Source organism: Enterobacter sp. SA197 (assembly GCF_054131575.1).
Map to the genome: position 1 here is coordinate 854,482 of NZ_CP096393.1, position 20,657 is coordinate 875,138.

Below are 20,657 nucleotides of genomic sequence, written 5' to 3' on the forward strand. Positions count from 1 at the left end.
GAGAAAACACTAAAAAAGGCAACTTACGTTGCCTTTTTGCTTTTATTTCGCGTCGTCCGGCAGCGCGTAGGCAACAATATAATCGCCCATCTTCGTACCAAACGAACCGTGACCGCCGGCAGAGATGACAACGTACTGCTTGCCATTCACTTCATAGGTCATCGGCGTGGCTTGTCCACCGGCGGGTAGACGGCCCTGCCACAGTTTTTCACCGTTGCTCATATTGTACGCACGCAGGTAGTTATCTGCGGTTGCGGCAATAAACAGTACGTTACCAGCGGTGGAAATCGGGCCACCCAGCATCGGCATACCCATATTGAACGGCACCGGAACCGGCATCGGGAACGGCATGCTGTCCTGTGGTGTACCAATACGTTTCTTCCACACTACCTGGTTGGTTTTCAGATCCAGTGCGGAAATATAACCCCATGCTGGCTGTTTACACGGCAGACCGAACGGAGAGAGGAACGGATTCAGGGTCACGCCAAACGGCACACCGTACTGCGGCTGAATACCGGCTTCGGTACCGCTGCCTTTGGCGTCTTTCGGCTGCTCCATTGGGTTACCCGGACCACGCGGAATCAGTTTCGAAACAAACGGCAGGGCCATTGGGTTAGCAATCGCTACCTGACGATTCGGGTCAACGGAGATACCACCCCATTCAAACATCCCCAGGTTACCCGGGAAGACCAGCGTGCCCTGTTCAGACGGCGGCGTGAAGATACCTTCATAACGCAGCTGATGGAACATGACACGGCACACCAGCTGGTCAAACATGGTGGCGCCCCACATATCCGCACCGCTCAGATCTTTCTTCGGGCGGAAGCTGAGATCAGAGAAGGGCTGGGTTTTGGTGACGTAGTCGCCTTTTGCGGCGCCCTGCGGAACCGGTTTTTCCGGGGCAGGAACCACTAACTTACCGTTGCTACGATCCAGCACGAAGATATTACCTGTCTTCGCCGGTGCGTAGATAACCGGAACGGTTTTGCCGTTAACGGTAATGTCAGCCAGCGTCGGCTGGGAAGGCATGTCCATATCCCACAGATCGTGGTGGACGGTCTGGTAGCTCCAGGCCAGTTTACCGGTGGTCGCGTTCAGCGCCACGATAGAGCTGGCGTAGCGTTCCTGCTCCGGAGTGCGGTTACCGCCCCAGATATCCGGCGTGGTCACGCCCATTGGCAGGTAGACCAGGTCCAGCTTCGCGTCATACGCCGCCGGTGCCCAGGAGTTAGGAGAGTTAAAGGTAAAGGTGTGCTCATCCGACGGGATGGCATTGGGATCTTTCGCGCCCGGATCGAAGGCCCACAACAGCTTACCGGTGTTGACATCAAAACCACGAATCACGCCGGAGGTTTCGCGGGTAGAGAAGTTATCGGTCACGGAACCGGCAATCACAATGGTCTTGTCGGTGATGATGGGCGGCGAAGTGGGTTCATACAGGCCTGGAGTGGTATCCGGCATGTTGGTTTGCAGATTCAGGATACCTTTGTTCGCAAAGGTTTCGCACAGTTTGCCGGTCTCAGCATTGAGGGCAAACAGACGACCATCATTGACCGGCAGCATAATGCGACGCGGGCAGTCGGCAATCACTTCCGGGCTTGCATTATCCGCGCGGGCTTCATGGTAAGAGACGCCACGACAGGTAACATGCTGGAAGGACGGGTTGGTATTTAACTGCGGATCGAAGTGCCACTTCTCTTTCCCGGTCGATGCATCCAGGGCAAACAGGCGCTGGTGCGCGGTACACAGGTAGAGCGTGTCGCCTACTTTAATCGGCGTCACTTCGTTGGTCAGTTCACCCGGATCGTTCGGGAGCTTCAGATCGCCAGTACGGAAAACCCAGGCTTCCTTCAGATTTTTGACGTTGTCAGCATTGATTTGCTTAAGCGGTGAGTAACGCTGACCTTCCTGATTACGTCCGTAAGCCGGCCAGTCACCATCAGCCACCTGCGAAATAGCGGGCGCCGGGGTGGAATCCGCACTCAGGGTGCCTTTCACTTCCTGCGGATCGTTAAACCCGGCCCAGGTCAGCATACCGCCACTGATTAACAGAGCAACCACCAGCGCGGCTACCGCGCCGCCGGAAGGAATAAACAGTCGACGCCAGACAAACGGCAGAACAAGCCAGATGCCAAAGAAGACCAGAATGTCACTGCGTGGCGTCAGCGCCCAGAAGTCAAAGCCGACCTCCCACACGCCCCAGATCATCGTTGCCAGCAGGAAAGCAGCATACAGCCACAATGCTGAACGCTTACGACGCCATAACAGGGCTGTTACCCCAAGCATGACCAGCCCTGCAATAGGGTAGTACCAGGAGCCGCCAAGGGAGACAAGCCAGACCCCACCTATCAGTAAATACAGTCCGCATAGTGCAGCGAACAGCGTAGTCAGCGTCACAAGGAGACCTGACCGTTGCGGTTTTGTTTCTGCCATAGAAAGTTACTCTTCAAATTCATTAATATTTTAGTAGCAACTAATTATAGGATTTAACAAGTGTGATCGTCATCACAAATTGAGCTTTATCGACAGATAAACATCAGAAATGCGTTTGCTGGTATACTGCACGACTTGCGCTTCATCAGCGGGAACAAGCGTACCGGTGATGATTGATTTGTTTTTTAAATCATATGGTTAGTTAAAATGAAACATACTGTTGAAGTGATGATCCCGGAAGCGGAGATCAAAGCGCGTATCGCGGAACTGGGTCGTCAAATCACCGAACATTACCGGGATAGCGGCAGTGAAATGGTCCTGGTAGGGCTGCTGCGCGGGTCGTTTATGTTTATGGCCGACTTATGTCGTGAGGTACAGGTCTCCCATGAAGTCGATTTTATGACCGCCTCCAGCTACGGCAGCGGCATGTCTTCCTCACGTGATGTAAAAATCCTCAAAGACCTTGATGAAGACATTCGCGGCAAAGACGTGTTGATCGTCGAAGACATTATCGATTCCGGCAATACCCTCTCGAAAGTGCGTGAGATCCTGAGCCTGCGTGAACCTAAATCGCTCTCCATCTGCACACTGCTTGATAAGCCATCCCGCCGTGAAGTTCAGGTAGAGGTTGAGTACATCGGATTTTCCATTCCCGACGAATTTGTCGTGGGTTATGGTATTGATTATGCTCAGCGTTACCGTCATTTGCCCTATGTCGGCAAAGTTGTCATGCTGGACGAGTAAGCATAAAAAAAGCCGGGACAAGCCCGGCCTGATTTGACGGACCGGTTAACGCCGGCCCGTGTGGCATTACTTATGGTTGATGTGTTTTTTGCTAAGGTTAGCGAGGCCCAGGCGATAGCGCTGTTCAAGCACCTCACGGTTGGTTGCCGTCACTTCCAGGTCACGCAGCAAGCCATCATGAATACCATATGCCCAGCCGTGAATCGTCACATTCTGACCGCGTTTCCAGGCGGATTGCATAATCGTTGAGTGGCCCAGGTTATAGACCTGTTCCATCACGTTCAGTTCGCAAAGCGTATCCAGACGGCGCTCTTCCGGCATCTCGTTCAGCAGTGCGCTATGTTTGAACCAGATATCACGAATGTGGAGCAGCCAGTTATTGATAAGCCCCAGTTCCGGATTTTCTACTGCGGCTTGTACGCCACCGCAACCGTAGTGACCACAGATGATGATATGCTCCACTTCCAGTACGTCGACCGCGTACTGAACCACGGAAAGGCAGTTGAGGTCAGTGTGAATGACCAGGTTTGCAACATTTCGGTGTACAAAAAGTTCACCAGGCTCTAAACCAGTAAGGCGCTCGGCAGGAACGCGACTGTCAGAACATCCAATCCATAGAAAGCGCGGTTTTTGAGCCTGCGCCAGCGTTTCAAAGAATCCAGGATCCTCTTCCACCAGCATTTTTGACCATAGTGCATTGTTGCTGATGAGTGTATCTATGTCTTTCATGGAAGTTAACGACCTGTAACTAAAGAAGTGCGTTGCGCTAATATAGGTCAACTCCATTTTTTTTTAAACCACACATTCGAGTGTAAAAAAAAGGTAAGTGAAAATTCATGACCATTGCACTGGAGCTTGAGCAGCTTAAAAAAACCTATCCCGGCGGCGTCCATGCGCTGCGCGGTATTGATCTGAAAGTAGAAGCCGGTGACTTCTATGCGCTTCTGGGGCCGAACGGTGCGGGTAAATCCACCACCATCGGAATCATCAGTTCACTGGTCAATAAGACCTCTGGCCGGGTGAGCGTTTTCGGTTATGACCTTGAGAAAGACGTGGTCAACGCCAAGCGGCAGTTGGGCCTGGTCCCTCAGGAGTTCAACTTCAACCCGTTTGAGACGGTTCAGCAAATCGTGGTGAACCAGGCGGGGTACTACGGCGTTGAGCGTAAAGAGGCGCTGGCACGCAGTGAAAAGTACCTGAAACAACTGGATCTGTGGGAAAAACGCAACGAACGTGCTCGGATGTTATCCGGCGGTATGAAGCGTCGTCTGATGATCGCCCGCGCGCTTATGCATGAGCCTAAACTGCTCATCCTCGACGAACCGACCGCAGGGGTGGATATTGAGCTGCGCCGTTCGATGTGGGGATTCCTGAAAGATCTTAACGATAAAGGCACCACCATCATCCTTACCACGCACTATCTGGAAGAGGCTGAGATGCTGTGCCGCAACATTGGGATTATCCAAAGCGGTGAGCTGGTGGAAAACACCTCGATGAAGTCGCTGCTGGCGAAGCTGAAATCAGAAACCTTTATCCTGGATCTGGCCGGTAAAAGTCCGCTGCCGAAGCTTGAGGGTTATGACTACCGGCTGGTGGACACTTCAACGCTCGAAGTGGAAGTGCTGCGCGAGCAGGGGATCAACAGCGTCTTCAGCCAGCTCAGCGCGCAGGGTATTCAGGTGTTAAGTATGCGTAACAAAGCTAACCGTCTGGAAGAGCTGTTCGTCGCGCTGGTTCACGATAAAAAAGGAGAACGCGCATGATGCAGCTTTATTGGGTCGCGCTGAAAAGTATCTGGCATAAAGAGGTTCAGCGCTTTATGCGTATCTGGATCCAGACTCTGGTGCCGCCGGTCATTACCATGACCCTCTATTTCATCATCTTTGGTAATCTGATTGGTTCACGTATTGGTGAGATGCATGGTTTTACCTATATGCAGTTCATCGTGCCGGGCCTCATCATGATGGCGGTGATTACCAATGCCTATGCCAATGTGGCCTCGTCATTTTTCAGCGCCAAGTTCCAGCGCAATATTGAGGAGCTGCTGGTAGCGCCGGTGCCGACGCATGTCATCATCGTGGGTTACGTTGGAGGCGGTGTCGCGCGGGGAATTTGCGTCGGGGTGTTAGTCACTGCCGTGTCGCTGTTTTTCGTGCCTTTCCAGGTGCATTCATGGGTGTTTGTGGCCCTGACGCTGCTGCTGACCGCGGTGCTGTTCTCACTGGCGGGGTTGCTGAATGCCGTCTTTGCCACGACCTTTGATGACATCAGCCTGATCCCAACCTTTGTGCTGACGCCATTGACCTACCTGGGCGGCGTATTCTATTCACTGACGCTGCTTCCCCCTGTCTGGCAGGCGCTATCGCACCTCAACCCTATCGTCTATATGATAAGCGGCTTCCGCTTTGGCTTCCTCGGCATTACCGATGTGCCCCTGTTTACCACGGTGGCGGTGCTGGCGGTCTTTATCATCGTGTTTTATGGCTTGTGCTGGTATCTCATCCAGCGCGGACGCGGCCTGCGTAGCTAATCCTTCCTGCCGGCGGGCGATGTTCGCCGGCGCTTTCTGCCCGCCATTCTATGATTTCTGTCACCGACGACTGTGGGTCACTTCGCTACACTTTCTCTCTGCTAAGGAGAAACGTATGCTGGGATGGGTCATTGCTTGTCATGATGAGCGCGCGCTGGCGCTGTTGCACACCCTTGAAGCGCAGTTTGCGCCGTTAGTGCAATGCCGCGCGGTAAATTTTCATCAGGGTCTGAGTACCAATATGCTAAGCCGGATGATGTGTGATGCCCTGCATGAGACTGATTGCGGAGACGGCGTGGTCTTCCTGACCGATATCACCGGCGCGCCACCCTACCGGGCTGCGGCCCTGCTGAGCCATAAGCATGACAATTGTGAAGTGATTTCTGGCGTTGATGCTCTGCTGCTGCAGACGATGTATCCGCTTCGCGAGACCCTTAACAGCGATGAGTTTCGCAATATGATGGTGGCGATTGGCGGGTCGACGGTGAGCAGCCTTTGGCATCAGCAGCAGAAGAACCCGCCATTTGTTTTACTGCATGATTTGTACGAAAAATAATCATTGGTATTCATTTTACTTTTGTTACAATACCGCCAGTTTTTTCCATCCGGTTGCCCCAATGCCTCGTTTATTCATCATTTTCCTGCTGTTTTTTTCCGGCGCCGCTTCGGCACGTCTGGTCACTGATAACCCCGAGCCCGCCCGTTATATGCAGATCACGGAGGATGCCGAAGTCTGGGGGCAAATCGGCAATGATGTCGTGACGGTTGGCAACCTGCGTGCCGGGCAAATTATCGCCGTGGAACCCGGCGTTGAAGATTACTACACCTTTCGTTTTGGATTCGGTAAAGCGTGGATAGATAAAGGTCATCTGGGCACTCTGCGCGGCAACGAGCGGGTAGAAGATAGTCTGGGAGATCTTAATAAGCCGCTCAGTAATCAGAATCTTATAACCTGGCAGGAGACGCCGATGTATAACGCGGCAGACGTCAAGAGTCCGCCGTTTGGCGTGCTCGCTGCCAATCTTCGCTATCCCATCATCAGCAAGCTAAAAGACCGGCTTAACCAGACCTGGTTTCAGATCCGCATTGGCGAGCGCCTGGCATGGATTAGCAGCCTGGATGCGCAGGAGGATAATGGTATTCCGGTTCTGACCTATCACCATATCCTGCACGATGAAGAGAACACCCGCTTTCGCCACACCTCGACCACCACATCGGTGCGCGCCTTCACCAACCAAATGACATGGCTGCGCGATCAGGGCTACACCACGCTTAGCCTGTATCAGCTCGAAGGGTATGTGCGTAACCGCATGAACCTGCCCGCACGCTCCGTTGTGATAACCTTTGATGACGGTCTGAAATCGGTGAGCCGCTACGCTTACCCGGTGCTGAAAGAGTACGGTTTCAAAGCCACGGCTTTTATCATCTCCTCGCGTATCAAACGCCAACCCCAGCCCTGGGATGCCCGGTTTCTGCAGTTTATGAGCATCTCCGAACTCAACAGCATCTCCAGCGTTTTCGACTTCCAGTCCCATACCCATTTTCTCCACCGGGTAGATGATGCCAGACATCCCGTTCTGCTCAGCCGCAGCTATGAAAATATTCTGATGGATTTCAGGCACTCACGCCGGGCCCTCTCTCAGTTCAACGCCCATGTGTGGTTTCTCTCCTATCCCTTTGGCGGCTACAACGATAAAGCCGTACAGGCAGCACAGGACGCAGGGTTCCACCTGGCGGTGACAACGGTGCGTGGGAAGGTGAAGCCGGGGGATAATCCGATGTTACTCAAGCGGTTATATATTTTAAGAACCGATTCACTGGAAGAGATGTCGAGGCTTATCAGTAATCAACCTCAGGGGTAAATCGAATCAGGGGCATAAGGCTATTTTATTTGTCATTTTGAACCCGGGCAGTGCTCGAAATCCTCACGTACCCTTTGTACGCTCCGGTTTCTGCGCGCTGTCCGTGCCCAGAGTGACTGCATCAATAACGCCTTCTCCCCCTGATCGGGAGCATAAGGCTATTTTATTGGTCATTTTGAACCTGGGTAGTGCTCGAAATCCTCACGCACCCTTTGTACGCTCCGGTTTCTGCGCGCTGTCCGTGCCCAGAGTGACTGCATCAATAACGCCTTCTCCCCCTGATCGGGAGCATAAGGCTATTTTATTGGTCATTTTGAACCCGGGCAGTGCTCGAAATCCTCACGTACCCTTTGTACGCTCCGGTTTCTGCGTGCTGTCCGTGTCCAGAGTGACTGCATCAATAACGCCTTCTACCCCTGATTGGGGCAATACTGCTCATCCGCCGGATGGCTTATGCCACCTGTACTGGTACCGCTTTCGCGGTGCGTTTCATTTCGTTGTCGCCATCAAAATAGGCCACTTTGGGCTGCCAGCTACGGGCCTGCTCATCGGGCATGGTGACGTAAGAGGCGATGATCAGAATATCACCAACGTCCGCGCAGTGTGCCGCCGCGCCGTTTACCGAAATAATGCGTGAGCCACGTTCACCGGCAATGGCGTAAGTGGAAAAGCGCTTACCGTTGGTCACGTTGTAAATATCGATGGCTTCGTATTCAAGGATACCAGCCGCCTCAAGGAAATCCTGGTCAATCGCGCAGGAACCTTCGTAGTGCAGGTCGGCCTGCGTCACCTTTACGCGGTGGAGCTTGCCTTGCAGCATCGTGCGAATCATAAATTGAACCTTTGTTACCAATAAACGCTAAAGGAAGGGCCGCTCCCTGCGATTCGCCCTGCATCTCCCCCTCGCCATACTGACGTTGGGGGAGTTTCAGAGCGGGAGTATTGCCCGATTTTTCACCAAAGTCTACTACGCCAAATCAACCAGGGTATTGTCGATTAAACGGGCCTCGCCGAGCCATGCGGCCATCAAAATCACGGCGCGTTTGCTGCTTCCGGTTAAAGCCATCAGGGTGTCGGCATCGCGAATCTGAATATCATCGGCACGAAAACCCTTGTCGTTCAGCGCCTGCCCGGCCAGGGCGATTACCTCATCAACATTGCGTTCGCCGGCACGTATTTTATCGGCCATCTCATTCATGGTCTTACTCAGACCAGGGGCGATTTTGCGCTGTTCGGCGGTCAGATAGCCATTACGCGAACTCAATGCCAGGCCATCTTTTGCCCGCACTGTGGGTACGCCGACTATCTCAATGTCATAACCCATATCGGCAACCATTTTGCTGATGAGTTTTAACTGTTGATAATCTTTTTGTCCGAAGCAGGCCACATCCGGCTGAATCAGGTTGAACAGCTTACTGACAATAGTGGATACACCACGGAAATGACCGGGACGGCTGGCCCCTTCAAGCATGGTCGAAATGCCAGGGACATCGACATAGGTCTGCGTCTCGGTACCGGCCGGATAAATATCCGCAGGGGCGGGGGCAAAGACGAAATCCACCTTGCGTTTATTCAGTTTTTCACAATCTTCCTGCAGCGTACGCGGGTAGCGCGCCAGATCGTCCGCACGATCGAACTGCATCGGGTTAACGAAAATAGTGACCACCACGACGTCTGCGCGCGCTTTCGCTTCATCCACGAGCGTCATATGGCCGTCATGCAGGTTGCCCATGGTTGGCACCAGGGCGATGCGTTTGCCTTCCTGACGCAGGCGACGGATATGCTGGCGTAGCAGCGGTAGCGTTTCGATAATCAACACGACGATACTCCTTAATGGAAACTGTGTTCTTCGCCCGGATAAGCGCCGGACTCGACGTCAGCAACATATTGACGCACGGCCGCGCGCAGGTTACCCGCCTCGGTGAGGAAGTTTTTGGCAAATTTGGGAATGTGTCCACCGGTGATACCAAAGGCATCGTGCATCACCAGAATTTGTCCGTCGGTCACGTTACCGGCACCAATACCGATAACCGGGATGGTCAGCGCCTCAGTCACGCGTTTAGCCAGTTCTACCGGGACGCATTCCAGCACCAGCAGCTGTGCGCCTGCAGCCTCAAGCGCCAGTGCATCATCCAGCAGCGTTTGCGCGGCATCCTCGCTGCGACCCTGAACTTTGTAGCCACCGAAAATATTCACGGACTGGGGCGTTAAGCCAAGATGCCCGCACACCGGTACGGCGCGTTCAGTGAGCATTTTCACCGTCTGGGCTAACCAGCGTCCCCCTTCGATTTTGACCATGTTGGCCCCGGCGCGCATGACGGTAGCCGAATGCGCAAAGGCCTGTTCTGGTGTGGCATAAGCCATAAATGGCAGATCGGCGAGCAGCAGGCAATAAGGGGCACCACGGCGAACCGCACGGGTATGATAGGCGATGTCGTCTACCGTCACGGGCAGGGTGGAATCATGACCCTGGACCGTCATCCCTAACGAATCGCCAACCAGCATCACGTTGATGCCCTCTTCAGCAAACAGCTTTGCAAAGCTGTAGTCGTAGGCAGTGATAGTGGCGAAGCGTTTTTTTTTCCTTTTTGCATTTAAGCAGCAGGGAAAGGGTGGTTGGTTTCATAACGTTTCCTGATGGCTAAAAACGAATCCTGGCGCATTCTAGCAGTATGATTCAGGTGAACAATGATTTTAGGCAATCGTTCAACTGCGATCACAACTACGGCGACAGAAAAGGGTTTTACCATAAGGCGGGTTTATCTGCACCGCATTGCGTGAGGCGTTCAGTGAGCAGGGTGCCATCAGGAAAGCGAAGGGCGGGGGCGATTTCAAACAGCGGCCAGAGCATGAAACCGCGGTTGAACATGTCGTAGTGAGGCACCGTCAGGCGTGGGGTCTGAATACTCTCATCGCCAAATAACATGATATCTAAATCCAGGGTTCGTGGCCCCCAGCGTTCGGCTTTACGCTCACGCCCTTGCTGTAACTCAATGCGCTGCGTGTTATCCAGTAACGCGTCCGGTGGCAGCTGCGTCTCAAGGGCCACGGCGGCATTAAGATAGTCCGGCTGATCCTGCGGGCCGAGTGGCGGGGTGCGATAAAATGAGGAAACAGCAACCACCCGGCTTTGGGGAATATCACCCAGTGCTGAAAGCGCAGCATTAACCTGTTGCAGGGGAGAGGCAAGATTACTACCGATGGCAATATAGCAAAGCGTTGGGGACATTTCGGCTCCTGATGCAGACACGGTAAAGCATCAGGCCTGCTCATGGCAGGCCTGAAGATCAAACGAATTATGCGCTTTCGCGCCGTGGCGCGCGCTTACGCGGCCTACGGTGGCGACGACGCGCGGCGGGCTCATCACCCAGATCGTCGAGCATCTCTTTTTGATCCGGTGGCGCGGAAACCTGAAATTCGCCCCACCATTTCGCCAGACGCTGTAGCTCAGCGTTGCGCTCAATTTCGGCCCTGAGCGCGAGCAGATCGTAAGCGGCCCGGAATTTAGGATGTTCCATCAGTTTCCAGGCACGTTTACCCTGGCGACGGGACATGCGTAACTGTAGCTGCCAGATATCACGCACAAGCGTCGTGATGCGCTTAGGAATAGCCAGCGTACGGCAGGCCTCATCGAGAACATCATTCATGGCCAGCGCAAAGGCATCGTAATAGGCCAGTCCACTCTCCTGCGCGATACGCTGGGCAGTTTCCAGTAAGGGGTACCAGAACATAGCGGCGAACAGGAAGGCCGGATTAACGCGCATATCATTGTGAATGCGGGTGTCGGTATTTTTAAGCACCTGCGCGATGATACGCTCCATCGCGCTGTCACCGTTTTCAGTGAAGTAGCGGCAGAGGGTCGGGAAAAGAGGCTGGAATAGATTGTATTCGCGTAGCAACGTGTAGGTGTCGAAGCCATAACCAGCTTGCAGCAGCTTAAGTGCCTCTTCGAACAGACGCGCAGGCGGCACGTCGTTGATCAGCGTTGCCAGCCGTGGAATGGGTTCAGCTGTTTCCGCGCTGATGCTCATACCCAGTTTGGCCGCAAAGCGAACAGCACGCAGCATGCGCACCGGATCTTCCCGATAGCGGGTCTCCGGGTTGCCAATCAGACGAATAACGCCATCTTCCAGGTCACGCATGCCGCCGACATAATCGCGGACGGTAAAATCGGCAACGCTGTAATAAAGGCTATTGATGGTGAAGTCGCGGCGCTGCGCATCTTCTTCAATGGAACCAAAGATGTTGTCACGCAACAGCATACCGTTTTGCCCGCGCTGTGACGTGGTGCGGTCAGATGCGGCCTCTTCATGATGGCCACGGAAGGTGGCGACTTCGATGATTTCCGGGCCAAACATCACGTGAGCCAGGCGGAAACGGCGGCCAACCAGGCGGCAGTTGCGGAACAGCTTACGTACCTGATCCGGCGTAGCGCTGGTGGTGACATCAAAATCTTTCGGTTTCTTGCCCAGGAGCAAGTCACGCACCCCGCCACCCACAAGGTAGGCATCGTAACCCGCTTTGTTCAGCCGATAGAGCACTTTGAGCGCGTTTTCACTGATATCTTTGCGGGAGATAGCGTGCTGCTCACGCGGAATAACCGTCATCTGAGGTTGTACAGTAGCCTCAACGACCATGCTTTCTTCGCGGCTAAGCACCTTACGGCAAAAATTAGCGACTCGGGTAAAAATAGTGCACCTCGTAGTGTCAAACGTCAGGACAAAAAAATAGCGGCTAATCATAGCTCAGCGCGAAGCGTTTGAGAATGATGTATTCACATCCACTGCATCTGGCACCCGGGAAAGCGTCCAGTTTGCGACTGCGCGAGAGAGTAAATCCTCGATGCTGAGGTCCTGCCATTCTTCTGTTGCGTTCTGGTTTAAGAATTGTAACGCCCTGATTATTATGGGGCGCGGATCGCCGCCAGGCAAGGCGGGCGCATGGTTTTGCTTGGAGAGCTTGTCCCCTTGTGCATTTAACGCCAGCGGTAGATGAATGTAACCGGGAGCAGGCCAGGCAAAGTGCTGATAAAGCGAAAGCTGCCTTACCGTAGGGTCAATTAAATCCGCACCGCGCACGATCTCCGTTACCCCCTGAAAGTGGTCATCGACCACGACGGCGAGGTTGTAGGCAAACAGACCATCCCGGCGGTGGATAATAAAATCTTCACGGGCCAGATGCGGATCGACATGAATATCGCCGCGCAGCTTGTCATGAAAATGGGTCACCGGATGGTGTTGCAACAGGCGGACGGCGGCATGGTCCGGGCCCTGATTCAGCGTGCGGCAATGTCCATCGTAAAATCCCCCCACACGCTGGATGCGCGCACGGGTACAGGTGCAGTAATAGCTCAGGTTTTGCGCCTTAAGCCAGGCGAGCGCTTCGCGGTATGCCTCGTGACGCTGTGATTGCCAGAGCACCTCGCCATCCCAGTGCAGACCATAGTGGGTAAGCTGGCGCAAAATAGTATCTGCAGCGCCGGGGACTTCGCGTGGCGGGTCGATATCTTCAATGCGAACCCGCCATACGCCGTGGTTGGCGCGAGCCTGCAGATAGCTGCCGAGGGCGGCAATAAGGGAGCCGAAATGAAGTTCACCAGAGGGTGATGGCGCAAAGCGTCCTGTATAGCGAGGTTCAGACATGGTGAAAGCGAAAAGCATCGATAGCGGAAAAATTGTCCCGACTATAGCACAGCCTGAAGTGAAGGCGCAGGCCGGGAACAGCGCTGCGCCAACAGAGAGATGACCGGCTGTCGGTCATCAGAAAACTTAACCCGCCATCTGTTTTTCGCGGATTTCAGCCAGGGTTTTACAGTCGATGCAGAGGTCGGCTGTTGGACGCGCTTCCAGGCGACGAATGCCAATCTCTACGCCGCAGGATTCGCAGAAGCCGAAGTCTTCGTCTTCCACTTTTTTCAGCGTTTTTTCGATCTTTTTAATCAGTTTACGCTCGCGGTCACGGTTACGCAGTTCGAGGCTAAACTCTTCTTCCTGGGCCGCGCGGTCTACCGGGTCCGGGAAGTTTGCCGCTTCATCCTGCATATGGGTGACGGTGCGATCGACTTCATCCCTAAGTTGATTACGCCACGCTTCAAGAATACGCTTGAAGTGCGCCAGCTGGGCTTCGTTCATATACTCTTCGCCCGGTTTCTCTTGATACGGCTCCACCCCAGCGATGGCGAGAATACTCAGGGACGATGTTTTACGGTTTTGCCCTTCTTGCATGTTGCTTCTCCTTAACACGCACTATCGATCCCCGTGTTCGGGGGAAAATCAGGCCGCTATAAATAGCAGATGCTTTTCAGGATGGCAAATATCTAAACGTAACACTTGACAAGCCTGTGAAGAAAAGCGTATTTGCGCACGCGACCAGAACACTAAATAATCATTGTTTTCCTTCATAACGCGAAGGGGAGCGGAAATCTCAGAGTCATATTTTTAGCAGAAAGTTCCGCTTTATAAGCCAGAATTTCTACGCCCTGACGGTGTGCGTCATTTAATAATCGTGCGTATTGCTCATCAATATGGCGCGCGGGGGAGAAATGTTCAACGGCTGAATGCAGAACGGCGAAGAGGATAACGGCACGTTCGCCGTTGGCCGCTACGCCCATTAACTCACGCAGGTGCTTTTGACCGCGTAAGGTAACCGCATCCGGGAAAAAACCGTTCCTTTCTTCGGCGAGCGTCACTGATTTCACTTCAATATAGCAGTTGCGGCGATCCTCTGCCTGTAACAGGAAATCAATTCTGCTGGCTTCAGAGCCATATTTTACTTCGCTTTTTAGCACGCTATAGCCGGTCAGTTCAGGTAGACGATCCTGCATAATCGCTTCTTTAGTCAGGCTATTTGCCCTCAGCGTATTAACACAAATACAGGCACCATTAAGCGTTTGAGTTAATTCCCAGGTGTAAGGATATTTGCGTTTAGTATTTTCTGATGTCGAATACCAGACCGTATCCCCAGGCGTTGCGCAGCCGGTCATTGCCCCGGTATTAGGGCAATGGATAGTTAGCGTTTCGCCATCCGGGGTGATGACATCGGCGAGAAAACGTTTATAGCGCTGAATTAGCGTGGCGGGCTTCAGGGCAGGGGAAAACTCCATGAGCGGTCCTTGTTATGTTTTTAACGTCCAGCGGTTGAGTACGGTGTAACGCACGCGACCACCGCTAAACTGCGATTCATACAACGCAAACTCGTTCACCGGAACAGACCAGTTGAAGCCCGGCGGAGGAAGCGCCATTGCATTGCGGGTATCACGTAGCAGCGTGATGTGGGGGTGGAAAGGCGTTGGGCTTTGGTAGCAGCCGCTGCGCGAGGCCTGCGCGCGCAGCATATCGGCTAACTGAATCAACCCGCGCGGAGGCTGACGACACCCGAGCCACGCCACGCGAGAGCGCCACCACTGGCCGGCATCATCCAGTCGCAGCGTAAAACCAGGTTGCGTAATGCGTCCGGCCATCGCTTCCAGCGCGTGTTGTTTCTCGTGACTGACTTCCCCCAGAAAGGCCAGCGTCAGGTGAAGATTCGCGGCGGCTACTGGTCGGCCCGCATCCTGGGCAAAATGTTCTGCTCGCCAGCGTACGATGTCCCGACGCGTTGCATCAGGCAGTTCGAGGGCAAAAAACAGCCTTTTCGATTCGTGCATAGCTGACTCTCCGTAAATATCTCCGGCGATGCTACCGCCCCCGACCCTAACCCGCAAATTTCAGAGCACTGCAACCGCATCGAGTTCATGTACAATTGCCGGCCTCTGCTATAGTTCAACGTCATTTCACTGGAGCCTTGCGTGTCCTCTTTGCCGGTTGCCGCCGTACTGCCCGATCTGTTAACCGCCTTACACCAGGCGCCGCAGGTGTTACTCATCGCCCCTACAGGCGCAGGGAAATCGACCTGGTTGCCGCTTCAGTTATTGCAGCAGTGCAAAAACAGCGGGCGTATTCTGCTGCTCGAACCGCGAAGACTGGCGGCGCGCAACGTGGCGCAGCGGCTGGCCGAGCAGCTCAATGAGCAGCCAGGTGAAACGGTCGGTTATCGTATGCGGTCACAAACCTGTGTCGGGCCGCAGACCCGGCTGGAGGTGGTCACCGAAGGGATCCTGACGCGCATGATCCAACAGGATCCTGAGCTCAGCGGTGTTGATATGGTGATCCTGGATGAATTTCATGAACGTAGCCTGCAGGCCGATCTGGCGCTGGCGCTTCTGTTGGACGTCCAGCAGGGTCTGCGCGATGACCTTAAATTGCTGGTAATGTCGGCCACCCTTGATAACAACCGGTTAAAAACACTGCTGCCCGAGGCGCCACTCATTGTCTCTGAAGGTCGCCTGTACCCGGTGGAACGTCGTTACCAGGCGCTGAATACGCATCAGCGTTTTGACGATGCTGTCGCATCCGCGGTCGCGGATCTGCTGCGTACACAGACGGGCTCGCTACTGCTCTTTCTACCGGGGGTGAGTGAAATAGAGCGCGTTCAGGAGCAGCTCTCCGGCAGAGTAGGGAGCGACGTTCTGCTCTGCCCGCTGTATGGCGCATTGCCGCTAAATGAACAGCGTAAAGCGATTTTGCCTGCTCCGGCCGGGCTGCGCAAAGTGGTACTGGCGACCAATATTGCGGAAACCAGCCTGACCATTGAAGGGATCTGCCTGGTGGTGGATTCGGCTCAGGAAAGGGTAGCCTGTTTTGATCCCCGGACGGGACTGACCAGACTGGTGACCCAGCGCGTGAGCCAGGCGTCGATGACGCAGCGCGCAGGACGCGCCGGGCGTCTACAACCGGGGATCTGTTTACACCTTATCAGTAAAGAGCAGGCAGAACGGGCAGCGGCACAGGCGGATGCAGAGATCCTGCAACGCGATTTATCGGGCCTGCTGATGGAGTTGTTACAGTGGGGATGCCAGGATCCTGGCCAGCTGCGCTGGCTGGATTTGCCCCCTGCTCATCATCTTGCCGCCGCGCGTAAGTTGCTCACGCAACTGGGAGCGCTGGACGGTGAACGTTTATCTGTCTTCGGGCAGAAAATGGCGGCGACAGGTAACGATCCGCGGCTTGCCGCTATGCTGGCCAGTGCTCAGAATGCCGATGAAATAGCCACGGCGGCGAAGGTGACGGCCATCCTTGAAGAACCTCCACGCAGCGCAAACAGGGATTTGAGTGCGGCATTTGCCCGGCATCAACCGCAGTGGCAGCAGCGTGCCCGTCAGTTGACCCGCCGCCTGAAGGCCACCGATGGCGAGGCGGACAGTAGCCTACTGGCCCCTTTACTGGCGCGCGCGTTTGCTGACCGGATTGCGCGGCGACGCGGGCTGGACGGACGCTACCAGCTGGCAAACGGCATGGGCGCTATGCTCGATGCTGATGATGCGCTTAACCGCCATGAATGGCTGCTGGCACCACTGCTTTTGCAGGGAAGTCACTCCCCCGATGCCCGTATATTGCTGGCGTTGCCGCTGGATATTGATGCGCTGGTCGCCGCGTGTCCGGCCATTTTGCAGCACGCCGATACGGTGGAGTGGGATGATGCGCAGGGAACATTAAAAGCCTTGCGCCGTAGCCAGATTGGTCAGCTTACGGTCAAGGTGCAACCGCTCTCGAAACCGTCAGAAAAGGTGCTGCACCAGGCAATGCTTAACGGCATTCGTGAGAAGGGGCTGGATGTCCTTAACTGGACACCAGAAGCAACTCAACTGCGGCTGCGGTTACATTGCGCAGCAAAATGGCTGCCTGAAGTTGCGTGGCCAGCGGTCGATGATGCCTCATTACTGGCTAACCTTGAGAGCTGGTTGCTGCCGCATATGGATGGCGTGCATTCACTGCGTGCCCTTAAGGCGCTGGACCTTCATGGCGCGTTACTCGCCTGGCTGCCCTGGCCTTTACGGCAACAGCTGGAGAGTTCGTTGCCAGCGCATTACACTGTGCCGACAGGAAGCCGGATTGCTATTCGATATCATGAGGATAATCCTCCGGCACTGGCGGTACGTATGCAGGAGATGTTTGGCGAGGCCACAACGCCTTCACTTGCGGGAGGGCGAATCGCGCTGGTGCTTGAGCTGTTGTCGCCAGCCCAGCGGCCGCTGCAAATTACCCGCGACCTGGCGGCATTCTGGCAGGGGGCGTATCGCGAGGTGCAAAAGGAGATGAAGGGGCGCTATCCGAAGCACGTCTGGCCTGACGATCCTGCGAATACGGCGCCGACCCGGCGTACAAAAAAGTATTCCTGATGTACGGAGGTGCGGTCTGATGCCCGCGCCCCAACCCTCTCCTGCGAGGAGAGGGGGAAAAGCTTAAAAGATTTTCTCCTGGAGGAAATCTGCTGTTTGTTTTGAGAGATATCTTCTTCCTCCACCTGGAGCAAGAACTGAGAATCGGGCCTTTGCGCCTGAATGTTGCGGAGAGAGAGAGCATGGCGGGGAATGACCGCGAGCCAATTGGACGTAAGAGCAGAAACACACGTCCGGCAAAAGAGAAAATCAGTCGTCGTCGCGCCAGAGAAGAGGAATACGACGACTACGACGATGAGGATAGCGAAGAGGTGTCAGCCCCACGCAAAGGAAAGGGCCGGGGCGGCAAGCCGCGGAAGAAACGCCGCTGGTTATGGCTGCTGTTTAAAATTTGTCTTATCGGCGCGGTCCTGTTAGCCATCTATGGGGTGTATCTCGACCAGAAGATCCGTGCCCGTATTGATGGCAAAGTCTGGCAGCTTCCGGCAGCAGTGTATGGCCGTATGGTCAACCTCGAACCTGATATGCCCGTCAGCAAAAATGAGATGGTAAAACTGCTTGAGTCGACGCAGTACCGCCAGGTAACCAAAATGACGCGGCCTGGCGAATTTACCGTGCAGGCCAAAAGCATTGAGATGATCCGTCGCCCGTTCGATTTCCCGGACAGTAAAGAAGGGCAGGTCCGCGCACGTCTGACCTTTGACGGCAACCGGCTGGATACTATCGAGAACATGGACAGCAACCGTCAGTTCGGTTTCTTCCGTCTCGATCCCCGCCTCATTACGATGCTCTCTTCACCTAACGGTGAGCAGCGTCTGTTTGTGCCGCGTAGTGGTTTCCCGGATCTGCTGGTGGATACGTTACTGGCGACCGAAGACCGTCACTTCTATGAACACGATGGCATCAGCTTCTACTCTATTGGCCGTGCGGTACTGGCGAACCTGACTGCCGGCCGTACCGTGCAGGGGGCAAGTACGCTGACGCAACAGTTAGTGAAAAACCTCTTCCTGAGCAGCGAGCGCTCATACTGGCGTAAGGCCAATGAAGCCTTGATGGCGCTCATTATGGATGCCCGATACAGCAAGGATCGTATTCTTGAACTGTATATGAACGAAGTGTATCTCGGGCAGAGCGGTGACAACGAGATCCGTGGTTTCCCGCTGGCGAGCCTGTACTACTTTGGTCGCCCGGTGGAAGAACTGAGCCTTGATCAGCAGGCGATGCTGGTGGGGATGGTGAAGGGTGCGTCTATTTACAACCCGTGGCGTAACCCGAAACTGGCCCTCGAACGTCGTAACCTGGTACTGCGCCTGATGCAAGAGCAGAAGGTGATCGATCAGGAGCTGTACGATATGCTCAGTGCCCGTCCGCTTGGCGTTCAGCCGCGCGGTGGCGTTATCTCCCCACAGCCTGCTTTTATGCAGATGGTGCGTCAGGAGTTGCAGGCGAAGCTTGGTGACAAAGTGAAGGATCTCTCAGGCGTGAAGATCTTCACCACCTTTGACTCCCTGGCTCAGGATGCAGCTGAAAAAGCGGCGGTGGAGGGGATTCCGGCGCTGATTAAACAGCGCAAACTGGACGATCTTGAAACCGCAATGGTCGTGGTAGACCGCTTTAGCGGTGAGGTCCGTGCGATGGTCGGTGGATCAACGCCGCAGTTTGCGGGTTATAACCGTGCGATGCAGGCGCGCCGCTCCATTGGTTCTCTGGCGAAGCCAGCAACCTACCTGACGGCGCTGAGCCAGCCGGATAAGTACCGTCTGAACACCTCGATTGCTGATGCCCCTATCTCGCTGCGCCTTTCTAATGGTCAGGTGTGGGCACCCCAGAACGATGATCATCGGTTTAGCGGCCAGGTGATGCTGGTCGATGCGCTTACCCGTTCGATGAACGTGCCAACCGTTAACCTGGGTATGGCACTGGGTCTGCCTGCGGTGACCGATACCTGGCTGAAGCTGGGCGCGCCAAAAGATCAGTTAACGGCGAACCCGTCAATGCTACTTGGTGCGCTTAACCTGACCCCGATTGAAGTGGCGCAGGCATTCCAGACCATCGCCAGCGGCGGTAACCGTGCCACCTTATCTGCGCTGCGCTCTGTGATTGCAGAAGATGGGACGGTGCTCTATCAGAGCTTCCCGCAGTCTGAGCGGGCAGTGCCGGCCCAGGCCGCCTATATGACGCTATGGACCATGCAGCAGGTAATACAGCGTGGTACAGGCCGTCAGTTAGGAGCGAAATACCCAAATCTGCATCTGGCGGGTAAAACCGGCACCACCAACAACAATGTGGATACCTGGTTTGCCGGTATTGACGGGCGTGAAGTGACCATTACCTGGGTTGGGCGGGATAACAACCAGCCGACCAAACTCTACGGGGCAAGCGGGGCAATGGCCATTTACCAGCGCTATCTGGCAAATCAGTTGCCTATTCCTCTGGATCTGACGCCGCCCGAAGATATCACCACCCTGAGCGTGGATGAGATGGGTAACTTCATCTGTGGAGGCGGTGGCGTCCGCTCGCTGCCGGTGTGGACGACCAATCCGGATGCGCTGTGTCAGCAAAGTCAAATGCTCATGCAGCAACAACAGCAGCAGCAACAGCAGGGCAATCCGTTTAATCAGTCTGCGCCGCAGCAACAGCAACAGCAGCAGCAACCGCCACAGCAGGAAGAGAAGAGCGATGGTGTTGCGGGCTGGATTAAGGATATGTTCGGCAGTAACTAACCTTATGACCCTCAGCCGTCAGGCTGGGGGTTTTTTGGGCGATAAACCCGACCCGATAAACCGCTCTGTTACCTCGATGTAACCACCCGATCCTTCTTTATTAACGCCCCACATTTCATCTGGTTATTTCTTCATCCCCTCTGTCGGTC

At 54.7% G+C, this 20,657-nt stretch carries 17 protein-coding genes and 1 pseudogene; 7 read left to right on the forward strand and 11 right to left on the reverse strand.

All coding sequences use genetic code 11. From position 1 onward, the window contains the following. Positions 1 to 42: 42 nt before the first annotated feature. Positions 43 to 2,433 carry a glucose/quinate/shikimate family membrane-bound PQQ-dependent dehydrogenase gene (locus M1D91_RS03885; RefSeq protein WP_437433390.1) on the reverse strand — a complete coding sequence of 797 codons (2,391 nt, stop codon included), beginning with the start codon at positions 2,431 to 2,433 and terminating at the stop codon, positions 43 to 45. Positions 2,434 to 2,640: 207 nt separating this feature from the next. Between M1D91_RS03885 and hpt the strand changes: the two genes are divergently transcribed. Next, complete coding sequence (hpt, locus tag M1D91_RS03890; protein ID WP_437433389.1) at positions 2,641 to 3,177, forward strand: hypoxanthine phosphoribosyltransferase; 537 nt, start codon at positions 2,641 to 2,643, stop codon at positions 3,175 to 3,177. A gap of 66 nt (positions 3,178 to 3,243) precedes the next feature. On the opposite strand, the gene can is transcribed toward hpt, so the two are convergent. Then, positions 3,244 to 3,906 (reverse strand): carbonate dehydratase, encoded by a 663-nt coding sequence (gene can / locus M1D91_RS03895; protein WP_437433388.1) that lies wholly within the window; start codon positions 3,904 to 3,906, stop codon positions 3,244 to 3,246. Between the two features lie 107 nt (positions 3,907 to 4,013). Here can and M1D91_RS03900 point away from each other — a divergent pair, with 107 nt between their 5' ends. From M1D91_RS03900 to M1D91_RS03915, 4 genes are all read left to right on the forward strand, one after another. After that, positions 4,014 to 4,940 carry an ABC transporter ATP-binding protein gene (locus M1D91_RS03900; protein WP_437433387.1) on the forward strand — a complete coding sequence of 309 codons (927 nt, stop codon included), beginning with the start codon at positions 4,014 to 4,016 and terminating at the stop codon, positions 4,938 to 4,940. Beyond that, the gene (locus tag M1D91_RS03905; protein WP_437433386.1) at positions 4,937 to 5,707 is read left to right on the forward strand and encodes an ABC transporter permease; all 771 of its coding nucleotides are present in this window, start codon (positions 4,937 to 4,939) and stop codon (positions 5,705 to 5,707) included. Before M1D91_RS03900 ends, M1D91_RS03905 begins: the two co-directional genes overlap by 4 nt. A gap of 115 nt (positions 5,708 to 5,822) precedes the next feature. Next, the gene (locus M1D91_RS03910) at positions 5,823 to 6,263 is read left to right on the forward strand and encodes a PTS sugar transporter subunit IIA (RefSeq protein ID WP_437433385.1); all 441 of its coding nucleotides are present in this window, start codon (positions 5,823 to 5,825) and stop codon (positions 6,261 to 6,263) included. A gap of 61 nt (positions 6,264 to 6,324) precedes the next feature. Then, the gene (locus M1D91_RS03915; protein WP_437433384.1) at positions 6,325 to 7,569 is read left to right on the forward strand and encodes a polysaccharide deacetylase family protein; all 1,245 of its coding nucleotides are present in this window, start codon (positions 6,325 to 6,327) and stop codon (positions 7,567 to 7,569) included. 451 nt (positions 7,570 to 8,020) lie between these two features. Here M1D91_RS03915 and panD read toward each other — a convergent pair whose 3' ends face one another. The 9 genes and pseudogenes from panD to thpR form a co-directional block, all read right to left on the reverse strand. After that, positions 8,021 to 8,401, reverse strand: a complete 381-nt coding sequence (gene panD, locus M1D91_RS03920) for an aspartate 1-decarboxylase (RefSeq protein WP_039078406.1) — start codon at positions 8,399 to 8,401, stop codon at positions 8,021 to 8,023. 135 nt (positions 8,402 to 8,536) lie between these two features. Beyond that, positions 8,537 to 9,388, reverse strand: coding sequence for a pantoate--beta-alanine ligase (panC, locus tag M1D91_RS03925; protein WP_437433383.1), 852 nt, complete (start codon positions 9,386 to 9,388; stop codon positions 8,537 to 8,539). A gap of 11 nt (positions 9,389 to 9,399) precedes the next feature. Further along, positions 9,400 to 10,195: pseudogene (gene panB / locus M1D91_RS03930) on the reverse strand (3-methyl-2-oxobutanoate hydroxymethyltransferase). Between the two features lie 117 nt (positions 10,196 to 10,312). After that, positions 10,313 to 10,798 (reverse strand): 2-amino-4-hydroxy-6-hydroxymethyldihydropteridine diphosphokinase, encoded by a 486-nt coding sequence (gene folK / locus M1D91_RS03935; protein ID WP_437433381.1) that lies wholly within the window; start codon positions 10,796 to 10,798, stop codon positions 10,313 to 10,315. A 67-nt stretch (positions 10,799 to 10,865) separates the two neighbouring features. After that, positions 10,866 to 12,260 carry a polynucleotide adenylyltransferase PcnB gene (pcnB, locus tag M1D91_RS03940; RefSeq protein WP_437433401.1) on the reverse strand — a complete coding sequence of 465 codons (1,395 nt, stop codon included), beginning with the start codon at positions 12,258 to 12,260 and terminating at the stop codon, positions 10,866 to 10,868. A gap of 54 nt (positions 12,261 to 12,314) precedes the next feature. Then, positions 12,315 to 13,211: a tRNA glutamyl-Q(34) synthetase GluQRS gene (gene gluQRS / locus M1D91_RS03945; RefSeq protein ID WP_437433380.1), complete on the reverse strand. Its 897-nt coding sequence runs from the start codon at positions 13,209 to 13,211 to the stop codon at positions 12,315 to 12,317. A 126-nt stretch (positions 13,212 to 13,337) separates the two neighbouring features. Continuing rightward, positions 13,338 to 13,793 carry an RNA polymerase-binding protein DksA gene (dksA, locus tag M1D91_RS03950; protein ID WP_007373199.1) on the reverse strand — a complete coding sequence of 152 codons (456 nt, stop codon included), beginning with the start codon at positions 13,791 to 13,793 and terminating at the stop codon, positions 13,338 to 13,340. A gap of 173 nt (positions 13,794 to 13,966) precedes the next feature. After that, a complete protein-coding gene (sfsA, locus tag M1D91_RS03955; RefSeq protein WP_437433379.1) occupies positions 13,967 to 14,671 on the reverse strand; it encodes a DNA/RNA nuclease SfsA in 705 nt (234 codons plus the stop codon). A gap of 12 nt (positions 14,672 to 14,683) precedes the next feature. Then, the gene (thpR, locus tag M1D91_RS03960) at positions 14,684 to 15,214 is read right to left on the reverse strand and encodes an RNA 2',3'-cyclic phosphodiesterase (RefSeq protein WP_437433378.1); all 531 of its coding nucleotides are present in this window, start codon (positions 15,212 to 15,214) and stop codon (positions 14,684 to 14,686) included. A gap of 141 nt (positions 15,215 to 15,355) precedes the next feature. Here thpR and hrpB point away from each other — a divergent pair, with 141 nt between their 5' ends. Both hrpB and mrcB read left to right on the forward strand, forming a co-directional pair. Further along, positions 15,356 to 17,785 carry an ATP-dependent helicase HrpB gene (gene hrpB, locus M1D91_RS03965; RefSeq protein ID WP_437433377.1) on the forward strand — a complete coding sequence of 810 codons (2,430 nt, stop codon included), beginning with the start codon at positions 15,356 to 15,358 and terminating at the stop codon, positions 17,783 to 17,785. A 182-nt stretch (positions 17,786 to 17,967) separates the two neighbouring features. Continuing rightward, complete coding sequence (mrcB, locus tag M1D91_RS03970) at positions 17,968 to 20,508, forward strand: bifunctional glycosyl transferase/transpeptidase (protein WP_437433376.1); 2,541 nt, start codon at positions 17,968 to 17,970, stop codon at positions 20,506 to 20,508. The last annotated feature ends 149 nt before the right edge of the window (positions 20,509 to 20,657 follow it).

Excerpts from the sequence above, each read along its gene's own strand:
- M1D91_RS03885 (WP_437433390.1), bottom strand. The coding sequence starts at position 2,433 with ATGGCAGAAACAAAACCGCAACGGTCAGGTCTCCTTGTGACGCTGACT.
- hpt (WP_437433389.1), top strand. The coding sequence starts at position 2,641 with ATGAAACATACTGTTGAAGTGATGATCCCGGAAGCGGAGATCAAAGCG.
- can (WP_437433388.1), bottom strand. The coding sequence starts at position 3,906 with ATGAAAGACATAGATACACTCATCAGCAACAATGCACTATGGTCAAAA.
- M1D91_RS03900 (WP_437433387.1), top strand. The coding sequence starts at position 4,014 with ATGACCATTGCACTGGAGCTTGAGCAGCTTAAAAAAACCTATCCCGGC.
- M1D91_RS03905 (WP_437433386.1), top strand. The coding sequence starts at position 4,937 with ATGATGCAGCTTTATTGGGTCGCGCTGAAAAGTATCTGGCATAAAGAG.
- M1D91_RS03910 (WP_437433385.1), top strand. The coding sequence starts at position 5,823 with ATGCTGGGATGGGTCATTGCTTGTCATGATGAGCGCGCGCTGGCGCTG.
- M1D91_RS03915 (WP_437433384.1), top strand. The coding sequence starts at position 6,325 with ATGCCTCGTTTATTCATCATTTTCCTGCTGTTTTTTTCCGGCGCCGCT.
- panD (WP_039078406.1), bottom strand. The coding sequence starts at position 8,401 with ATGATTCGCACGATGCTGCAAGGCAAGCTCCACCGCGTAAAGGTGACG.
- folK (WP_437433381.1), bottom strand. The coding sequence starts at position 10,798 with ATGTCCCCAACGCTTTGCTATATTGCCATCGGTAGTAATCTTGCCTCT.
- gluQRS (WP_437433380.1), bottom strand. The coding sequence starts at position 13,211 with ATGTCTGAACCTCGCTATACAGGACGCTTTGCGCCATCACCCTCTGGT.
- dksA (WP_007373199.1), bottom strand. The coding sequence starts at position 13,793 with ATGCAAGAAGGGCAAAACCGTAAAACATCGTCCCTGAGTATTCTCGCC.
- sfsA (WP_437433379.1), bottom strand. The coding sequence starts at position 14,671 with ATGGAGTTTTCCCCTGCCCTGAAGCCCGCCACGCTAATTCAGCGCTAT.
- thpR (WP_437433378.1), bottom strand. The coding sequence starts at position 15,214 with ATGCACGAATCGAAAAGGCTGTTTTTTGCCCTCGAACTGCCTGATGCA.
- mrcB (WP_437433376.1), top strand. The coding sequence starts at position 17,968 with ATGGCGGGGAATGACCGCGAGCCAATTGGACGTAAGAGCAGAAACACA.